The organism is Verrucomicrobiia bacterium (assembly GCA_023953615.1).
In the GTDB taxonomy this organism is placed as follows: Bacteria; Verrucomicrobiota; Verrucomicrobiia; order Limisphaerales; family JADLHS01; genus JADLHS01.
On record JAMLJH010000001.1, the window covers coordinates 2,192,374 to 2,211,720 of the forward strand.

Consider the following 19,347-nt stretch of genomic DNA (forward strand, 5'->3'; position numbering starts at 1 on the left):
AAGGTCCTCCGCCGTCCCGATTACTTTTTCTTTGGCGTGAGGAGATTATCCAGGCCTTTGGCCGCTTTGTTGAGCGCGTCGCCCGCCGCTTCGTTGATGGCGTTGGTGGCCGTTTGGGAAATGTTTTGCAGCGCTTCCGCGCCGACTTGACCTAATTTCTCGCCGTAAGTTTTCAGGGCGGCTTCGTTGATTTTGCTGAGGATGACGCGACCGAGTTCCGCACCGGTGATGCCCTCCGGTCCCTGGCCCAGTCCTTGCAATTCAATCTCGGGTAAAGGCGCCTCGGCGACCGTGCCGCCCAGGGCCGCCGCGCCGAGCAGCAATTTGCCGCCGGTGACCACCACTTCGTCCACCTGCAATTTTTTGCCCGCGTCGGTGTTGGCGGGCGCGGGAGTACTGCCGGATGGGCTGCTGGTGGCCCCGCCACCGATGGCGGCCTCCAATTCCTTCTGTAATTTTTGCAGGTTGCTGCCGCCGGGGCCGACTTCCACGGTCACTTTGGGCGCTTCGATCCGAATGGATTTCACCACGACTTTGTCGGAGAAAATCGAGCGCGGCGAAATGGACACGCTCGCGCGGCCGACGCTCAGCGCTTCCGGTGATTTGTAGCCTTCGGGATTGCCGATGACCAGGTCCTTGATGGAGGCGTTGCCGCGCAGCAGCGATAGATTGACGTCCTCCACGGTGACGGAAGCCTTGGTGAGTTCCGGCCCGAACGTCTCGATGCCCTTTTTAATCGCGCCGTTGAGGGACATGCCCACGATGACCACCACCGCAATCAACAGCACCACCACCACAATCAAACCACGAACCAAAATCTTTTTCATAACCGGATTATTTGAACAGACGCCCGCCGGACGGGCAAATGTAAATCTCGAATTGCCCGAATTGCCCTCAGCACCAGTTTTAACCGCAAATGCGCACCAATAAACACAAATGGAATTTCAAGCAGCACCGTAGCGCGATTGGATTCGATTTGTTCTTCATGGTTTTAGTTATTTTTCGTTACGTGTTTTATTTCGGTGCTTCATCAAGAGCGTCGCAAGGGCCAGCAGCGACAGGGAACCAACGACAAGGAAAACTGTTCTTACAAATGAACCGTTGTTGCGGTTTTGGAGAGAATCGCGCAGCCGTAACTTCTCGGCGCGATGGACGATCTGTGGATCACTGCTTTCTCGCCACGTATCATTTGTAATGAGATAGTCAACCGAGGTGTTCCTCGGCAGGCCGTCAGGTCGAAAATCCATCGCGACCATCAGCGCAGGAAGCAGGTTGGTCTCGATGCCGTCACTGGTGTTCCAATTTGATACCGTCAATAATTGAATCTCGGACCATACCCGTGTGAACAATTCAGAAGAATTGGGGACATCGAAAGCAGGAAACATTCTTTTCACTATTGCGTGAACGGGGAATGTAACGCCTTGATAATTGGTGGTACTCAGCGCTGAGAATTCAAACTCCAAAAACCCCGAATCGAAAGGGGGAGGAAAATTGGATAATATCGGCTCCGCTCCTGGCAGGGAATACTGAGGCTCGATATTCACGCCGTTATTCCAAATACGCAGATTCGAGAGAAAGGCGTTGGCGTCACCACCGTAACTTATCGAGTATTTACCCTCGTTTTTAGGGTGCATTAAGACGGTTACATCGCACTCGCGTGTGTAGATGGGGCGATGAATCCGTTCCGAATTGATGAACGGCAGTTTGGGCCTGGGACAAAATGTCAGCCAGGACACAAAAAGAGCTTCATGCCCAGGGGTTGGAAACGACAATGGGCAGGCGGTTGCGACCGCGGCGAGTTTTTGACCATCTCTATCCCCTGCGTCCAGAGGATGAACAATGTAACGAACGCCGCCCGGAATAGTCATGCAGCTTGAGAAAATTCTGTCGCCGGTCTCCGCATTTGTCTGAACAGAATCCATTCTCCACCACGCATTACTGTAGTACAGCGTGACGAAAGTTTCTGAAACGGAATACGGCGTTTCGGCTGCATTTGCGGCGAATTCCGATGTCCGCACTCGGATTTTTGCTTCGAACGGAAACAGCCGGTTCACATTGGTGCTGTTATCAGCCAGAGTGGTGAAGTGCTCGAGGGAGGCCAAAGCAATCAACAACCAAACGATTGGTAAAGGTGCCGCCTTCATTTTCAGTACGAGTTCAGTTCGGTTGGGTTGATTGGTTGTGGTGGCGCGGCAGACATTAAATCAATCCTGATTTGTATCAGCGGTGAAGCAAACCTAAATTTCAACCCGCCGCGCAATCCATTTTGATTTTCCCTCTCTCTGCGGGACGCCGTGGAAGTCGTCCCTCCTGCGGGCTGGTTGAAACCGCAAAGAACGCAAAGATCACCAAGCCGGGACGGTGTCGTTGTTCGACGCGGGACGCGTCGAACCTGCACCCGAGACGGGTGCGCTCCCGGAAATAATCACCCCATCGAACCTGACTGAACCGCTGATTGGCCCACGGGTCTTTGCACACCTATGATCGTGCCAGTGCGATTGGGGAGCATACGCGTCTCGCGTGTGCTGGCGGGCGTCTCGCCCGACAGAATCTGCATCAGCCAAGCCGGAACGGGCCAGTGGCCCGTTCCACCCAAACTCCAATCGAATCGTTCCGGTCAACAATGTGGCGGCGGCGTCCCGCCGCAGTTCCGCATTGCCCGACGGCGCGCACGGAGTGACGCGCCCTACCGGTTTCAGTTACCGGAACCGGATGTCGTCCGCGAGACGCGAACGACTACCGCCGAGACGGCGGTGCTCCCCCATTCCCCATTCCTTTGCCAATCATTTCACTGTCTTCCCGTTCGCGTATTTCGTGTATTTCGCGGTTGTATTCTCCCAGTATGATGACGTGCGCTTCCGCATCCTTGCCCTGTCTCGTTTCGCTTGGCAACCTGCGAGTTCATTAAACTATCGGTGACGGCTTATGAGACGTTTCAAATTGTTGGTGGGTGTCGGATGGCTCTGGTTCGGTCTGTTGTGGATCGTTCCGAACGTCGGCGCGCGCGACGGCACCGCAGTGGTGACAGATGCGGTGACTGGAATTTTGGAGCGTCTGCAGCGGGAGTTGCCGGCGGATCAATTGGTCGGATTGACCGTGCCGCAAGTGGAGGCGTTTCTGAATCCAGCGGAACGGGAGGTTCTCGGCGCTCGCTACATCCAACTGCGGGTGAATGTTCCGGTGGTGGTGACGATTGCGCAGGACGCGCGGCTGGGGGACGATCCGTTCTGGTTGCGCGAGCGTGGTTTTGAGACCGCGGGGGGCAAGGTCCGTCTGGGCACGCGCGAATACAAGGTTTGGACGAAGGCGTTTGCGGCCGGGGCGATTGGTTTGGGAGTGCCCAGTTTATCCGGGCATGGATCGCATTATCTGGCGTTCTTGCGTCCGCAGGAGGCGGGGCGCGTTCTTAAAGTGACGCAGCTCCGTCCCGCGGATCTGGCAGTGGCGCCCTTCGTGGCCGGGGTGGCCCCGTACGTGGATCAGGATGTGCGTTGGGCAACCATTCCGTCCGAGTTGGAAGGGCAGTTGTTGGTGCGCATGGCTTCGAATCGAGTGAAGCTCGCCCGGCTCATCAGTCTTTTTTACAACACCGAGTATCCCGCCACGAACCGCGCCGACCAGGTGCTGTTGACGTGGAGCGGAGATCCGCGCACGACCCAGACCATTCAATGGCGAACTTCCCCGGCGATTCAGCGGGGCGTGGCGCGCTATCAGTTGAAGTCGGACGGGGCCGATTTTAACCGACTATTCACGCGTTCCAAACCAGCCCGCACGGAACGATTGGAAACGCGACGGTTGTTGAATGATCCGCAAATTAATCGTCACACCGTTGAGTTAAAGGGGTTGCAACCCGCGTCCACCTATCTCTATTCGGTTGGTGATGGCACGGACGCCGGCTGGACGGCGCCGGCCGAGTTCACCACCGCGCCCGCAGCGGCGGTGTCGTTTTCGTTTGTGTACATGGGCGATGCGCAAAGTGGTCTGGACCAGTGGGGGCGGCTGTTGCGTCACGCTTATCAGGCGCAACCGGAGGCGGCGTTTTATCTGATGGCGGGCGATTTGGTGGATCGCGGCGATGGGCGTTGGAATTGGGACAGCTTGTTTGCAAATGCCAAAGGCGTGTTTGACCGGCGACCGCTGGTGCCGGTGATTGGCAATCATGAATGTCAAGGCGGCGAACCCGAGTTGTATCTGGCGCAATTCACGTTGCCCCGGAATGGCCCGCGGGGCGTGACGCCCGGCCGCGCTTACGCGTTTGAGTACAGCAACGCCAAGTTTGTGGTTTTGGATTCCAATTTGGAGCCCGCCACGCAAACGAAGTGGTTGGAAAGGCAACTGGCGGACCGGCGGCCGGTTTGGAAATTTGTCAGTTATCATCATCCGTTTTATTCGGCGGGGGCAAATCGCGACAACGCCGCGTTGCGTCAGGCGTGGGAGCCGCTGTTTGACAAATACCAGGTGGACCTGGCCTTGGAAGGGCACGATCACGTTTATTTGCGTACTTATCCCATGCACGATCAACGGCGGGTGGCAAGTCCGCGGGAGGGAACCGTCCACGTCATTTCGGTTTCCGGCACCAAATTGTACGATCTGCCCGAACACGATTATACCGAGGTTGGTTTCAGCAAAATTCCCACCTACCAGGTGTTGGACATTCAGGTCAACGGCTCGCGATTGGTTTATCGGGCGCGCGACGTGGACGGCACGATCCGCGACGAGTTGGTGATCGAGAAATAGCCGGTTTGCGCGGCGGCCCGCGTTTTGTCGTCGGCAGTTCTAGTCTGGCCAGGGGGGCGAACGGATGGTCATAATACGTCGGTGAGGTTGGGGCGCGTTCTTGCTCTACGCCCGGCGGCTTGGCAACATGCGCACGCAACATGCGGGAATCTTTGCGCGTTTGGGCCGAAGCCGTTGAAACCTTTGTCCTCGAAGTCATTTTCGAGGAACGTCAAGGCAAACGGGCGACGGTGGTGCGCGGCTTGTTGTTCCTCGCCTCCAAACTCTTCGCTCTGGCCGTGAAATTTCGCCGCTTTCTGTATAACGCGCGGATTTTGCGGGACACCACCCTGGGCGTGCAGGTGATTGCGATTGGCAATCTCACCGTGGGCGGCACGGGCAAGACGCCGGTGGTCGAGAAATTCGCGCGTGAATTGCAGGATGCGGGACGCAACGTCGCCATTTTATCGCGCGGCTATCGTTCCAAGCCATCGCCGCTGCACCAGTCGCTGCTGGACCGGATTTTGATGCGGCGCGAATTCACGCCGCCGCGGGTGGTGTCGGACGGCAAATCGTTGTTGCTCGATTCGGAAATGGCCGGGGACGAGCCGCACATGCTGGCGTCCAACCTGAAGGACGTGGTGGTATTGGTGGACAAGGATCGCGTGAAGAGCGGGCGTTACGCGATCGAGCGGTTTGGATGCGACACGCTGCTGTTGGACGATGGATTTCAATACTGGCGTTTGCGCGGTCGGCGGCACGACGTGGTTTTGATTGATTGCCAGCAGCCCTTTGGCAACGAGTACCTGTTGCCGCGCGGCACGTTGCGCGAACCGGCCACGCACCTGGCTCGCGCCCACACGATTTTTATCACCAAGAGCGACGGCAAGACCGAGGCGTTGCGGCAACGGATCGAAGCGTTGAATCTCGAAGCGCCCATCATCGAGTGCGTGCATCAGCCGATGTATCTCGAGGACGTGTTCAGCGGCAAACGCGCCGGGCTGGATTTGATCAAGGGCCGGAAAGTCGCGTCGCTGAGCGGCATTGCGCAGCCGGAAAGTTTCGAGCAAAGCCTGACCCGGTTGGGCGCGGAGGTGGTTTATTCGAAGCGGTTCGCGGATCATCACCGGTTCACGCAACAGGAAGTGCTGAACACCATCAATCGCAGCAAAAAACGGCAGGCAGAAATCATCGTGACGACGCAAAAAGACGCCGTGCGCTTTCCGAAGTTGGATCGCCGGGATTTGCCAATTTTGTTCATGCGGGTGGAAATTAACATCGTCAGTGGCGCGGATGATTTCCGCGATTGTGTGCGCCGCATCTGTTTCCGATAACCATGGACTCACTGATTTACTGGCTGGCCAAATTTATCGTGACGCTGTTGCAATCGCTGCCGTTGCGCGGGGTGGCGCGGTTGGGGCGTTGGGGTGGCGGGGTCGCTTTTCATCTGGATGGGCGCCACCGTCGGGTGGCCCTTCGCAATCTGGCGATGTGTTTCCCGGAAAAGTCAGCGACGGAAGTCCGGGCCATCGCGCAGGAAAATTTCCGGCGGCTGGGCGAAAACTATTTAAGCGCGTTGAAAACCGCCGCCATGACCGCTACGGCGTTGCAACCGCACTTCCAGTTCGCCGGCGCCGAGAAACTGCGGGACGCAAACGCAGCGGGGGAAATCGCGCCGTGTAGTCGGGTGGCGGCCATCGGCCATTTTGGCAACTTCGAATTGTACGCGCGTTTCGACCAGTTCGTTCCGGGGGCGCAAGGGGCCACCACCTATCGGGCGTTGCGGCAGCCGGGATTGAATCGGCTGATGCAGGAATTGCGCGAACGCTCGGGATGCCGTTTTTTTGAGCGTCGCACCGATGCGGAAGCCTTGAAGTCGAGCATGGCGGAGGGACGCTTGATTCTGGGATTATTGGCGGATCAACATTCTTCATTGGGTTCAGTGCGGCTGCCGTTCTTTGGGCACGAATGTTCCACCAACGCCGCTTCCGCAGTGTTCGCGTTGCGCTACCATTGTCCGCTGCACACGGCCATTTGTTATCGCACCGGGCTGGCGGAGTGGCGGATTGAAGTGGGGGATGAAATTCCGACGCGTCACAATGGTCATCCGCGCGCCGTGGCCGAGATCATGGCCGATGTGAACCGCGCGTTTGAAGTCGCCATCCGCCGCGATCCGGCGAATTGGTTCTGGGTGCATAACCGTTGGAAGCCGGTCAAAGGCGCGGCGTTGCGGGCGGCGCACACCTGATGCTTTTCAACTTTGAACTCCACTTTCGGAATTGATACTTTTGGCTTATGGCACGGAAGGATGCAGCGGGGTCTCACAACGGGTGGGGGGATTTTATCGGGGTCGGCTTATTGGCGGCCGCCGCGTTGTTGTTGTTGGCGCAGTTGTCTTTTGATCATGGCGATATCAGCGGCTTGGTCAATCCGCCGAACAAACCGCTGCACAACTGGATTGGTTCGGCGGGCGCGTATGCGGCCTGGGTATTTTTTCTGTTTTTCGGCCTGACGGCGTACCTGGTGCCGGTGCTCTTCCTGGTTTTCGGTCTGGGTTATCTGTTCAACTTCATGGGGTACCTCCGCGAACGCTCCAAATGGAGCATTTTTTGGGCGGTCATGTTGTTGATTTCGCTGACGGGGCTGTTGCACATCATGCACGACTCAGGCATGACCGGGCAGGTGCCGGATCGCCTGGGATCGCAATGGGCCGGGGGCTGGCTCGGGTATGCAACTTTTGAGTATGGCTTTTGGATGGCGGGGAAAGTGGGCGCGATCATTCTGTACATGACGCTGGCGTTGTTTGGGGTTCTGTTCCTGACGAATTTCCGTTTGGGCGTGTGGTTGCAGGCGTGGGCGGCGGATCAATCCATGCCATTTGCCAAGGCCAGTTCCAATTCCGCCGAGGCCGCCTTGGAGCGTAAGGCGCGCGATCTGGAACAGAAAAAACGCGATCTCGAGGCGGAAGTTGCCAAAACCATGACGGCAACCAGCGGTGCCACTCAGCATGGGTTGGGACCAGATTTACGCCCGGTACCCGAACCAACGGTGCGCGATCTGAGCGTGCCACAGGTGAAGAGCCGCGGGAAGAAGGGCGAAAAGTCTGAAGCCCCGAAGGAAATTGAACCGGCGGATGAAGGCGAAGTGATCTCCGCCGATGAAGTCAAAGCGGCAGCGGGTGCGACCGATGCGGATAAATCCAAGACTGAGAGCAAGAAAGACGACGCCAAATCGGAGGCCACTCCGACCGATGGCAGTGCCAACGCTCCAGCGGACGAGGCCAAGCCCGAACCGAAAATTCACATCACTCACGGAGCGCCAGGCCGTTCGCGTGCCCGCCGAAAGCCGATTACCGTCGCTTCGACGCCGCTCATTGGAAACTATCAGTTGCCGACGTTGGATTTCCTGCAAATGCCCGATCTGACCGTCAAGCCGACGGAATCGAAGGAAGAATTACTGGCCAACGCGCGGCTGATGCAGCAGACCCTGGCGCAGTTTGATATTCCCGTGGAACTGGGCGACATCACGAAAGGCCCGACCATCACCCGCTACGAGTTGCATCCCGCGCCGGGCGTGAAGCTGGAAAAGATCGCCGGATTGGCCAATAACATCGCTGCCGCGCTGAAGGCGGAACGGATTAACATTCTCGCGCCCATTCCTGGCAAAAGTTCGGTGGGCGTTGAAGTGCCGAACACGGTGAAAACCAAGGTCATCGTGCGGGATTTGTTCGAGACGGACGAATGGCGCAATTCCAAGGCGAAAATCCCCATCGCGTTGGGCAAGGACGTTTATGGTCATCCGATCATCGCGGACCTGGCGGAGATGCCACACTGTTTGATTGCCGGCAGCACGGGTTCGGGCAAATCCGTTTGTATCAACGGGATCATCGCCTCGTTGTTATACCGGTTCACCCCGGATCAGATGCGCTTTGTGATGATTGATCCGAAAGTGGTGGAATTGCAGCAATACAACGTGCTGCCGCATCTGGTGGTGCCGGTGGTGACCGATCCCAAGAAAGTGATTCTGGCGTTGCGTTGGGTCGTCAGCGAGATGGAAAAACGCTACCAGATTTTTGCCCGCGTCGGCGTGCGGAACATCGCCACCTTCAATGCGCGCCCCAAAAACAAACCGTTACCGGAACGCGAGCCGGAATTGCCGTTGACCAGCAAAAAGGAAAAGGTCGAACCCGGCGCGGAAGGCTTTGCCGTGGAGGTGGATGAAGAGATTGTGGTGCCGCGCGAGGAGGACATCATCATCCCCGAGAAGCTCAGTTATATCGTGGTGATCATTGATGAGTTGGCGGATTTGATGTTGGTATCGCCCGCCGATGTGGAAATGGCCATCGCGCGGATCACGCAAATGGCGCGGGCGGCCGGCATTCATTGCATCGTGGCAACGCAACGTCCTTCCGTGGATGTGATCACCGGTGTGATTAAAGCGAACATTCCGGCGCGCATTGCGTTTCAAGTCGCCGCCAAGGTGGATTCGCGCACCATCCTCGACGCGATGGGCGCGGACAAATTACTGGGCAAAGGCGACATGCTGTATCTCCCGCCCGGTTCGGCGAAATTGATCCGTGCCCAGGGCGCGTTAATCACCGACCAGGAGATTCAGAACGTCGTGGATTTCATCGCGAAACAGGCCAAACCCAGTTACGAGATGGAAATCCATCAACAACTTTCCCGGCCCACGGCGCCGACAAATGAAAATGGAATTAATGAAGATGAAAATTTGATTCAGGATTGCATCGAAGTCATTCGCAGCGAACAGAAAGCGAGCGTCTCGCTGTTGCAACGGCGCCTGCGTCTGGGTTATGGCCGGGCAGCGCGAATCATGGACGAGCTGGAAAATCGCGGCATCGTCGGCCCGAGCAAGGGCGCGGAACCGCGCGACATCCTTATTGATTTGGACGTGCCGTCGGAGGCGGAAAATTCCGCGCCACTTTGAGTCCGCAGCGGATGGATCAGCGTGATTTGTCTTGGTGGTACCGTGTGGCGGCGGCGGTGGCGGCGGAATGGTAAAGCTTACTTGGCGACAAAAATTCGAGTTCAAAAATCTTTTCTGTTTGACCATGACTCGGAATTGAATTAACACTCGCCAGCTTCCATGCCGTCTCCGGACGAGAAGGCGCGGAAAATCCAGTAGCGAAACGCATGGCGAAGAGCACGACATTTTTAGCGGCGGATTTTGGCGCCGGTACGCTCAAGCTGGCCGAGTTCGAAGTGAACGAGGCCGGTGGGTTGGTTTTTAAGAATTACATCTTAAAACCATTGGGCCTGCAAGGCTCTCAGGAAACGCGCCGGGAAGAGCTGGTGGTCAAGAAGTTGCAGGAAGCCATTGCCGAGCTGGACCTCCACTCGAAGGACATCAACGTCTGCGCTCCGGGGTTCCATGTCTTCTCCAAATTCGTAAAATTACCCCCGGTTGACGCGGGGAAAGTCACGCAGATCGTCCAATACGAAGCGCAACAAAACGTCCCGTTCCCGCTCGCCGAGGTTGTTTGGGACTATCAGATTCTCGGTGCGACCGCCGGCGGCGAATTGGAAGTGTTGTTGGTGGCCATCAAGTCAAACATCGTGGATGGTTTGTTCCGCACCACGGAAGCTGGCGGCTTGAAACTGAACATTTGCGATGTTTCGCCCGCGGCGTTGTGCAATGCCTTCCGGTTCAGCTACGGCGAACCGGAGGAATGTACCATGTTGCTCGATATTGGGGCTAAAACCAGCAACTTGGTGATGTTTGAAAAGGGCAAGGTATTTGCCCGCAGCATCAATCTTGGCGCGAACTCGATCACCCAGGATTTTGCCAACGAGTCGAAGCTGAAGTTCGACGCGGCGGAAAAAATCAAGATCGAGCAGGGCTTCGTCAGTTTGGGTGGCGCGTACGAAGAGCCGGAGAATCCGCATCAGGCGGCCATTTCCAAAATCGCCCGCCAGTTCATGACGCGGTTGCACATTCAGGTCAATCAGACCTTGCAATTTTATCGCGGTCAACAGGGCGGGACCGCCCCGCAACGATTGTATCTGGCGGGTGGCGCTTCGATCATGCCCTACACGGCGCAGTTTTTCGCGGAGAAACTCAGCGTGCCGGTCGAGTATTTCAATCCGTTTCGCAGTATTCAAATTGATCCGGCCGTCAACCTAGAAGCGCTCTCCAAAGTGGCTCATTCATTGGGTGAAGTGGTGGGGTTGGGCCTGCGGAATCTGGCGAATTGTCCGGTGGAGTTGAACCTGATCCCGGAAAGCACTTTGCGGGCGCAGAGTTTCAACGAAAAGAAACCTTATCTGATCGCCACCTTGGGCAGCCTGGCGCTGATGGCGTTGGCCGTCGGCTTTTTGTTCAACAAACTGGCCAGCATCAAGGAAGAAAAGCTGAATGAATTGCAGCCGAAGTTGGACGCGTTGAAGAGCAAGGATCAGTTGTTCAAGCGCGAATACGGCAAGGTCAAAAAGTTGGTGGACGAATCCACGCAGTACGGGGATTGGCTGGCCGAGCGCGCGCTTTGGCCGCAAGTGCTCGAGGAAATTCGTGGCGCGCTGATCCGCACGGAAAACATTACCGAGCAGGAGTTTGGCGCGGACACCGGAGTTTGGGTGGAGAAGATCAATTCCTTCAGTCCAATTGGAGCGGACCCGAATGCGGCGGAGAGCGCGTTGGGGGCCATGAATTCTGAGCGTAGTCCAGGGTTGCCCATGGGGATGGACCCCAGAATGGCCGAGCGATATCGTCGCTATGCGCCCGGACCGATGGGCGCGGAGCGGTTCAGCGAAGGTCCCATGCCGGTGCCGGATGCGATGGCGGCTGGCGGCGCCGAGGGGGAGGGCGAGTCCAAGACGAATCAGGTGGGGACCATCAAGTTGGAATGTCGGGGAGTAAGTTTGCGCAACATCAATCCGGCCGCTGATCAACGGATCGTATTCGAGTTCCATAAACAACTCGCCAATACGAACAGTCTGGTGGTGGATCCTGAAGGCACGAAATTGGATCCGCAAATTAACCAGGACGACGCCACGGGCACATTTACTTTCGGTCTCACCCTGTCCTTGAAACGACCACTGAGTTTGTAACATGGAGTGGATCAAACGAAATTTGATTTTTGTCATCAGCGCGGTGGTCGCATTGATCCTGCTCGGCGCGGCCGGCTGGTATGGTTACTCGGGATTCAACAATAACTCGGCCAAAAAAGAGGCCATCACCGGGGCCTATGGAGAGTTGAGCGAGTTGTATCGCGCCAAGCCCGCGCCGGGAGATGGAAAAAAAGTGGATAACATCAAAATGGCGCGTGAGCAGCAAAAGGAAGCCGCGAGCTTTTTGACGAATTTAACTGCGTATTTACAGGAAATTCCCGCCATTCCCGCCAAAGCCGGCGTCACCGGCCCGCAATTTTCCGCCGCCTTGCAGGAAACCATCAGCCAATTGCAACGCGAGGCCACCAACAGCAGTGTGATTATTCCGCCGGGATATAAATTCTCGTTTTCGCAACAGGCTTCCTTGGTGCAATTCGCCCCGGGCACCCTCGACGCCTTGGCGGTGCAACTCGGCGAGGTCAAAGCCATTTGCGATATTCTCAACGAAGCCAAAATCAATTCGCTGGGGGATATTCGCCGGGAACGTGTGCCGGGAAACCCTGATGATCTAAAGGGCGTGGCCACGGATTACATTGATAAAAAATCCATCACCAACGAGTTGGCGGTCGGCAGTTTTTACGAAGTCAGTTTTCAAAGTTTTACGCCTGAGCTTGCTGCGGTCTTGGCTGGGTTTGCCCGTTCTCCCTACGGCTTGGTGGTCAAGGCGATCAATGTTGAACCCTCCACCGCCATGCTCATGAATGAGATGAGCCCGATCCCGGGAGTGCCTTACGGCATGCCGCAACAACCTTACCCGGCTCCGGGAGTTCCGGCCACGCCCGGATACCAACCGATGATCCGCTCGGAAATGAGAATGGGAATCGGCGCGGGAGCGGGAGGCGGAGAAGGTCGGATGAGTCGGTACGGAGGTGGCGCTCAACTATCACCGCGATACGGCCAGGTACCTCAACCCATGCCGATGCAACAACCGTATTACGCGAACCCGGCGGGAGCTGCAGCCAAGCCGGGATTACAACCGTTTTTAGCGGAGAAGCAATTGAAAGTGACGCTTTTGGTCGAGGTAATCAAACTCCTTCCCGCGAAGACGTAACGGCATGGACCTGCTCAAGAAACATTACGAAAAAATCATCCTGGGCGGCGTGCTGCTGGTACTCGCGCTGGGCGCGGCTTGGTTGCCGTTCAAGATCGGGAGTGAACGGGATGAGTTGCGGCAGGAGGAAGATCGCATCATCAACCAGCCGGCCAAGCCCTTGGATCCGCTGAACTTTGTCACGCAGCAAACGCGGATCACTGATTTGCGGATGGCGACCGTATTGGATTTGTCCACGTCCAATCATGTGCTGAATCCGATGTTGTGGGAAAAGGGCGCTGACGGTCGCATTCTAAAGATTAAAACGGGCGAAGAGACGGGACCCAAGGCGCTCGTGGTGACCAAGCAAACGCCCTTATACCTGACGCTCGCCTTGGAAGGAGTCAATACGAGTGAAACGCCGCCGCGTTATGCCATCAGCGTCGAACAGGAAGCTGCGCTCGATCGCAAAAAACGCGGAAAGAAGACCTTTTTTGCCACGCTGAACAATAAAACCGATGCGTTTGTGATCCGCGAAGTCCGCGGCCCGGCGGATAATCCCGAGCTGGTTTTGGACCTCACCGAAGATGGAGGCACGATCACGTTGACCAAGGACAAACCGTATCAGCGCGTGGATGGCTATGCGGTGGATTTGAAATACCCGTTGGAGAACCGCGCTCCCTGGGTGGGGCAGCGAGTGGGAGCCACCCTGAAATTTGGCGGGGAGGATTACATTATCGTTGCGATTACGCAGAACGAAGTTGTAGTCTCTGCCAAGTCTAACCAGAAAAAGACACCAGTTCCGATCCAGTTGTGACCAATTTTGCAAACGTCCAAATATAAGTTTCAGCATTTGTGATCAAAACCAGAAGTCATCTCATGACCAAAGCCGCCGCCATTAAAATTCTCGCCGCCGTGCTCGCCACCACCTTGCTTGCGACAACCAATGTTGTCGGAGCCGAGACGGATGTTGCCATTTCGGAAGCCGTCCGCCGCGATGCCAACAAGATTCTGCTCCGCCAGAAACTGGAACAGGCCAACCAGGCCGTGGTCAACCGCGACATGGTCAATGCTGCCAAACTGTACGACGCTGCCGTGGAGCTGGTGGAACAGATTGGCGCGAACAATTGCGAACTGGAAGCCGATGAAGCCATTCGCGGATTTTCCGGTGTGCGGTTGCAGTTGGTTGAATCGGCCCGGAAGCGTGGAGATTATCGGGAAGTGGACGTGCAGTTGAACCGGATTCTTAAGGTGGACCCCAAGAATCCGCAGGCGTTATTGGCCAAACAACAAAATGACAAGACCTTGAGGGAATTGCGGGGTCAGATTCCCACTGACGCGGCGGTGGCCGAGGCCAAAAAAGGCCAGGAAGCCTTGATTGAGTCCAACACTCATGTGCAAAACGCCCGGGTTCTTTTGGAGTCCGGTCGTTTAGACCAAGCCGATGAGGAGTTGGATCAGGCGTTGCTGCTGGTTCCCGGAAATTCTTCCGCCTTGCGTTACAAGGAGCTGGTGCGAAACCAGCGTTACCAAATCAGTTTGGCGCATAAAAACCGGGATAATGGCGAAAAGATTTTGGAAGTGGTCAATACCTATGCCGACCGCAAGGACCGGAACTCTCTGCCCGTGCCCAATCCCTACAATCGCGCCGACACGGTTCACACGGGAAAAGGGCGTCAGGCCATCTACGAAAAATTGAACAGCATCAAATTTGATATCTTCCCACCGGAAGGCTCGCCCGACTCATTGCCGCTAAGTGAAATCGTGCGGATTCTCGGCCAGGAAGCCCCGAAGCGTGATCCCAAGAAAGAAGGGGTCAATATTATGATTGATCGCACGCCGCCGTCTCAAATGGCGCAAACAGCCGTGCCCATGATTGATCCGACTACCGGCCTGCCAATGCAACAACCCATGGGCGGCGGTGAGGAGGAGGTGGATGTTGGTTCTATTGACGTGAAATTTAGCGCGCCGCTGCGTCGGGTAACTTTGAACCAGGTGTTGGATGCCATTACCACGGTGGCTGAACGCCCGCTTAAAATTTCGTATCGGGAATATGCCATTTACCTGTCGCTGAAGGGACAGGAAACGACGCCCCTGTTCACCCGCCAGTTCGATCTGGACCCCAATACGTTTTATCAGGGATTGGTTAATGTGACCGGCGAGTATCTTGATATTTCCTCTCAAAGCAGCGGTGGCGGTGGTGGTGGCGGCGGTGGCGGTGGTGGTGGCAGTGGCCAAGGTTCGTTTATCATTCCGCGCGTCAGTGTTACCGGGCAGACCAGTTCCACCGGCAACCAGGGCGGTGGCGGCGGTGGCGCGCAGCAACAAATGAATGGCGGTATTCCAGGAATTACGGCAACCAACAGCATGGAAGCGGTTTCCGCGATTGCCCGTCAGTTTTTCTTCAATCTTGGTGTGAACCTGGACCCCGCTTTGGGCAAGAGCGTGTTCTTTAATGACCGCAAAGGCATCTTGTTGGTGCGGGCGACGAGTGAAGAGTTGGATTTGATTGAGCAGGTGATTCGCGTGATGAACGCGGCGCCGCCGCTGATCAATGTCAAAACGCGCTTCACCGAAATCTCGCAGAACGACAGCAAAGCGTTGGGCTTTGATTGGTATTTGGGGAATCTCATGATTGGGAACAAATCCGCCATGTCCGGCGGTACCCAGCCCTCTTATACGGGCAGCCCCTCGCAGGGAAATCCCGCCGGATTCTTCCCAGGCACTGATCTGGCCAATGCGATCCCACCATCGGCCTCTGACGGACTTTTGACGGGAGGCTTACGGAACACGTTCGGTACGGACGCCACCGATATTCCGTCGCTGGCCAGTTTCACGGGAATTTTGACGGACCCGCAATTTCGGGTGGTGTTGCGCGCCATTGAACAGCGCGATGGAATCGAGCTGCTGAACGAAGGACAGATCACCACCTTGAGTGGTCGTCAGGCGCAGATTCAAGTGGTTGAAGTGCGCACGGTCGTTACGGGTGTGGACCAGAGCCAGGGAAACCAAGGTGGCGTCGCCGCCTCCTCCGGCAGTGGCACGGTCAATCAAGCCGTCGCCGCTACGTTCCAAACGCCCAATACGTCCCCAGTACCGCTCGGTCCGGTGATTGACGTTTTGCCGACGGTTTCGTCTGATGGCGTCACGATTCAAATGGCCATCATTCCCACCTATACCGAGTTCGTGGGTTATGACTTGAATACGGCACAGGCCTTTGTGCCGACGGCCATCACTGGAACAGGCGCCACTTTGGCGGGCACGTTGCCGCTACCCATTTTCCGCGTTCGACAATTGGCCACCAGTTGCATCGTTTGGGACGGGCAGACGGTGGTTTTGGGCGGATTGATTTCCGATACAGTGACCAAGCAGAAAGACAAGGTGCCGTTCCTAGGCGACATTCCGCTGATGGGTAAATTGTTTACCAGTGAATCGTCACAGACCAAGAAGAAGAATCTGGTGATTTTCGTTACGCCCCGAATCATTGATCCCGCTGGTAATCCGGCTCATGCGGACAACGAGATGCCGTTCGCGCAGAGCGTGCCGACGCAGATGAACAGCGCCGTGATGAGATAGTTGGATTTGGAAGATGATCTGATAGGAGTGTGATGAGAAAGGACTTGCGTGTCCCGGCTCTTGGTGGTTGACGGTCACGCATACGCCTATCGCGCATTTTACGCGATTCGCTCTTTGAAAACGCCGGACGGGCGGCCCAGCAATGCCATTTATGGTTTTGTGAAAATGCTCGGTAAGATGCGGGCCGGATTGCAACCCAGCCATTTGTTGGTGGTGTGGGATGGCGGGTTGAGTCCGGAGCGACAGCAAGCGTTACCCGGCTACAAAGCCCAGCGCCCCGAGATGCCTGATGACTTGCGGGGGCAATTGGATGAGATCGGACGCTACCTTAGCGCGGCGCGGATCGCCAGTTATTGCGAGGACGACGTGGAGGCGGATGATTACATCGCCCGAGTCGCGCAGGAAGCCGCCGCCCGCCAACTGGACGTGGTTATTGCGAGTTCGGATAAAGATTTTATGCAGTTGGTTGGGCCGCAGGTGGGTCTGCTGAATCCAAATGATAAAACGGATACGCTTTGGGCCCGGCAACAAGTCGAGGCGAAAACGGGTGTGGGTCCTGAGCAGATCGTGGATTGGTTGAGCTTGGTGGGAGATTCGGTGGATAATATCCCCGGCGCCCCAGGCATCGGGCCTAAAACGGCCACGGCGCTGTTGAAACAATTTGAAAGTATTGACGGACTGTATCAGCGGATTGCGGAAGTCCAGCCGCAACGGGTGCGAGAAGCATTGCTGGCTGCGGCGGCGGACGTGCGGCGGAATCAAGCGTTGGTGCGCTTGAATCCAAGCGTCGGGGGTCCGGTGAAGTGGGAAGAATTGGGCGAAAAAGCGGCGAATCGCGAGGAATTGGCGAAGTTATTCCACGACTGGGGTTTCCGCTCCCTGTTGGCGGAATTGTTGAAAGTAAATCAGTCGCAGCCGGAATTGATTTGAGTGTTGCGATGTAAGTTACGGTTGAAACAAAACGACGTGCGAGCGTTAGGTTGTTGGTGGAGCGGTGAGATTTGAAAATCATTATGGCCTTTTTGTTTAAGATACGGCGAGGTGGCATTGCCGCTGGATTGAGCCTGCTGGCTTGGTCGGCTTGGTCGGCCCCGGGGAATTACGCCAGCGAAGGAGGCGAATATAAGCCGATCGGCACTTTGATGGGCGATCAAACGTATGCTGGACTAAGCATCAAACCTTCGGGTGGGTATCTGGTCTGGCAGGATAACATTACCGATGGCGACGGCACTGGAATCAGTGCGCGCAAGTTGGACGGCAGTTTGACGGGAACGTTCAGTCCGTTTCGGGTCAACCAAATCGGTGCGGACGATCAGGAGAAGCCGCAAGTCACCCTCTTGTCCAACGGTGGAGCGGCCTTCGTCTGGCAGGGCGGCAAACAAGGGATGCAGCATATTTACGGTCGGATACTGGGTGCGGATGGATTGTGGGCAACGGATGATTTTCTCGTTAATACCGCCACCAACGTCACGCAGCGCGATGCCGCTGCGATTACTTTGACCAACGGGAATGTGGTGGTGGCTTGGGCCAGCGCGGGACAGGTGTCCAGCACCAGCATGCAGGACGTTTATTTTCAAATTCTGCTGCCTGGCGGCACGAAGTACGGCGGCGAGGTTTTAGCCAATCAATACACAGCCTACAATCAACGATCCGCTCGGCTGGCTGCGTTGAGTGACGGTCGTTTCGTCGCGGTCTGGATTTCCGAATCCCGTCGCTTCGAGAACAGCGTGGATGTTTACGGTCGGGTTTTTTCCGCGTCCGGCACGGCGGCCTCGGCTGAATTTTTAATCAATGCGGGTACGAACGTGTGCGCTAATCCTGCAGTTGCCGCCGTCGCGGATGGTGGCTTTGCGGTGACGTGGTCGGAGATGGACTTGGAAGGAGTGGATAATCGTTGGGATATTTTCGCCCGGGCCTTTTCCGCAAACCTCATGGGCGGAACTACTCGGCGTGTAAATACTTATACAGTGGGAGATCAAGTAGATCCCAAAATCAGCGCGCTGAACAGTGATTATCTGGTGGCTTGGACCAGCGTTGGCCAGGACGGTTCGCGTGAGGGAATTTACGCACAATTCCTTCAAGCCGACGGTTCGCCTCAAGGCTCGGAGTTCGGAGTGAACACAACTACGATCAGTCAGCAGGTCATGCCGGTTATTGCTTCCGACGGCGCCGCGCGGTTTATGACGGTATGGTCCGGTTATGCGGGTGGCGGCGCGAGCATGGATTTGTATGCCCAGCGCTATGTAAATACGGATCAGCCGCTGAACGCGCCGGGCGCGCCCATTGTCAGTGTGCTGGATACCACCCGGCTGGCGTTGACCTGGCCTCATGTGGACGGAATAAGCGTGGCCAGCTACGAGGTCTATATTGACGGCGCGTCAACGGCGGCGGTGGAGACGACTAATAACTTTTGGACCGCCACCGCCTTGAGCGCGGGCAGCACGCACACCTTCCGGCTTGCGTATGTGTTGCCAGACGGACGAAGCTCGCCGTTGTCTCCGGTGGCCACTGGCACCACCTACCTTTTCCCATTCGCTTGGCAGAGCATTCCGTACGATTGGATGTACGCCAATTTTGGAAGTGATGTGAATACTTGGCCTCGGGTCGACCTGGACAGCGATGGCGATGGGGTTTCGAATCTCCTGGAATTTTTACAGGGTACGGACCCGACCGATTCCGCCAGCGTTTTGAAGTACCAACTGCGCCTCACTGAGCAGGGAGTGTTTTTGGATTGGAATACGCAACCTGGATTACTTTATCAGGTGCAGTTCACGCCGGTGTTGAACGGGACATGGACGGATTTGGGAGGGGCACGATTTGCCGCAAGCACCAATGACTCCCTGTTTGTCGGCCAGAGCAGTGGTGGATTTTACCGAATTGGACGCGTTCGCTAATGAA

12 protein-coding genes are annotated in these 19,347 nt (G+C 56.4%); 10 read left to right on the forward strand and 2 right to left on the reverse strand.

Features of this window, described 5'->3' with window-relative positions:
• Window positions 1-20: 20 nt before the first annotated feature.
• A complete protein-coding gene (locus tag M9920_09230; protein ID MCO5052472.1) occupies window positions 21-827 on the reverse strand; it encodes an AsmA family protein in 807 nt (268 codons plus the stop codon).
• Between the two features lie 168 nt (window positions 828-995).
• On the reverse strand, window positions 996-2,144 hold the full coding sequence (locus M9920_09235; protein ID MCO5052473.1) for a hypothetical protein: 1,149 nt from the start codon (window positions 2,142-2,144) through the stop codon (window positions 996-998).
• 781 nt (window positions 2,145-2,925) lie between these two features.
• Between M9920_09235 and M9920_09240 the strand changes: the two genes are divergently transcribed.
• The 10 genes from M9920_09240 to M9920_09285 all read left to right on the forward strand — a co-directional run bounded on the left by M9920_09240 (window position 2,926) and on the right by M9920_09285 (window position 19,343).
• Complete coding sequence (locus M9920_09240) at window positions 2,926-4,737, forward strand: metallophosphoesterase family protein (GenBank protein MCO5052474.1); 1,812 nt, start codon at window positions 2,926-2,928, stop codon at window positions 4,735-4,737.
• A 140-nt stretch (window positions 4,738-4,877) separates the two neighbouring features.
• A complete protein-coding gene (gene lpxK / locus M9920_09245) occupies window positions 4,878-6,050 on the forward strand; it encodes a tetraacyldisaccharide 4'-kinase (GenBank protein MCO5052475.1) in 1,173 nt (390 codons plus the stop codon).
• 2 nt (window positions 6,051-6,052) lie between these two features.
• Complete coding sequence (locus M9920_09250; protein ID MCO5052476.1) at window positions 6,053-6,964, forward strand: hypothetical protein; 912 nt, start codon at window positions 6,053-6,055, stop codon at window positions 6,962-6,964.
• 47 nt (window positions 6,965-7,011) lie between these two features.
• Window positions 7,012-9,663: a DNA translocase FtsK gene (locus M9920_09255; GenBank protein MCO5052477.1), complete on the forward strand. Its 2,652-nt coding sequence runs from the start codon at window positions 7,012-7,014 to the stop codon at window positions 9,661-9,663.
• Between the two features lie 206 nt (window positions 9,664-9,869).
• The gene (locus M9920_09260) at window positions 9,870-11,783 is read left to right on the forward strand and encodes a pilus assembly protein PilM (protein MCO5052478.1); all 1,914 of its coding nucleotides are present in this window, start codon (window positions 9,870-9,872) and stop codon (window positions 11,781-11,783) included.
• 1 nt (window position 11,784) lies between these two features.
• Window positions 11,785-12,894, forward strand: a complete 1,110-nt coding sequence (locus tag M9920_09265; GenBank protein MCO5052479.1) for an Amuc_1100 family pilus-like protein — start codon at window positions 11,785-11,787, stop codon at window positions 12,892-12,894.
• Window positions 12,895-12,898: 4 nt separating this feature from the next.
• Window positions 12,899-13,690 carry a hypothetical protein gene (locus M9920_09270; GenBank protein MCO5052480.1) on the forward strand — a complete coding sequence of 264 codons (792 nt, stop codon included), beginning with the start codon at window positions 12,899-12,901 and terminating at the stop codon, window positions 13,688-13,690.
• Between the two features lie 38 nt (window positions 13,691-13,728).
• Window positions 13,729-16,449 (forward strand): hypothetical protein, encoded by a 2,721-nt coding sequence (locus tag M9920_09275; GenBank protein ID MCO5052481.1) that lies wholly within the window; start codon window positions 13,729-13,731, stop codon window positions 16,447-16,449.
• A 114-nt stretch (window positions 16,450-16,563) separates the two neighbouring features.
• Complete coding sequence (locus M9920_09280; GenBank protein ID MCO5052482.1) at window positions 16,564-17,379, forward strand: hypothetical protein; 816 nt, start codon at window positions 16,564-16,566, stop codon at window positions 17,377-17,379.
• 83 nt (window positions 17,380-17,462) lie between these two features.
• On the forward strand, window positions 17,463-19,343 hold the full coding sequence (locus tag M9920_09285) for a fibronectin type III domain-containing protein (protein MCO5052483.1): 1,881 nt from the start codon (window positions 17,463-17,465) through the stop codon (window positions 19,341-19,343).
• Window positions 19,344-19,347: the final 4 nt, after the last annotated feature.

Bases quoted from the DNA above. Each gene is read 5' to 3' on its own strand.
- M9920_09260 (MCO5052478.1), top strand. From the start codon at position 9,870: ATGGCGAAGAGCACGACATTTTTAGCGGCGGATTTTGGCGCCGGTACG.
- M9920_09250 (MCO5052476.1), top strand. From the start codon at position 6,053: ATGGACTCACTGATTTACTGGCTGGCCAAATTTATCGTGACGCTGTTG.
- M9920_09240 (MCO5052474.1), top strand. From the start codon at position 2,926: ATGAGACGTTTCAAATTGTTGGTGGGTGTCGGATGGCTCTGGTTCGGT.
- M9920_09235 (MCO5052473.1), bottom strand. From the start codon at position 2,144: ATGAAGGCGGCACCTTTACCAATCGTTTGGTTGTTGATTGCTTTGGCC.
- M9920_09255 (MCO5052477.1), top strand. From the start codon at position 7,012: ATGGCACGGAAGGATGCAGCGGGGTCTCACAACGGGTGGGGGGATTTT.
- M9920_09270 (MCO5052480.1), top strand. From the start codon at position 12,899: ATGGACCTGCTCAAGAAACATTACGAAAAAATCATCCTGGGCGGCGTG.
- M9920_09265 (MCO5052479.1), top strand. From the start codon at position 11,785: ATGGAGTGGATCAAACGAAATTTGATTTTTGTCATCAGCGCGGTGGTC.
- M9920_09230 (MCO5052472.1), bottom strand. From the start codon at position 827: ATGAAAAAGATTTTGGTTCGTGGTTTGATTGTGGTGGTGGTGCTGTTG.
- M9920_09285 (MCO5052483.1), top strand. From the start codon at position 17,463: ATGGCCTTTTTGTTTAAGATACGGCGAGGTGGCATTGCCGCTGGATTG.
- lpxK (MCO5052475.1), top strand. From the start codon at position 4,878: ATGCGGGAATCTTTGCGCGTTTGGGCCGAAGCCGTTGAAACCTTTGTC.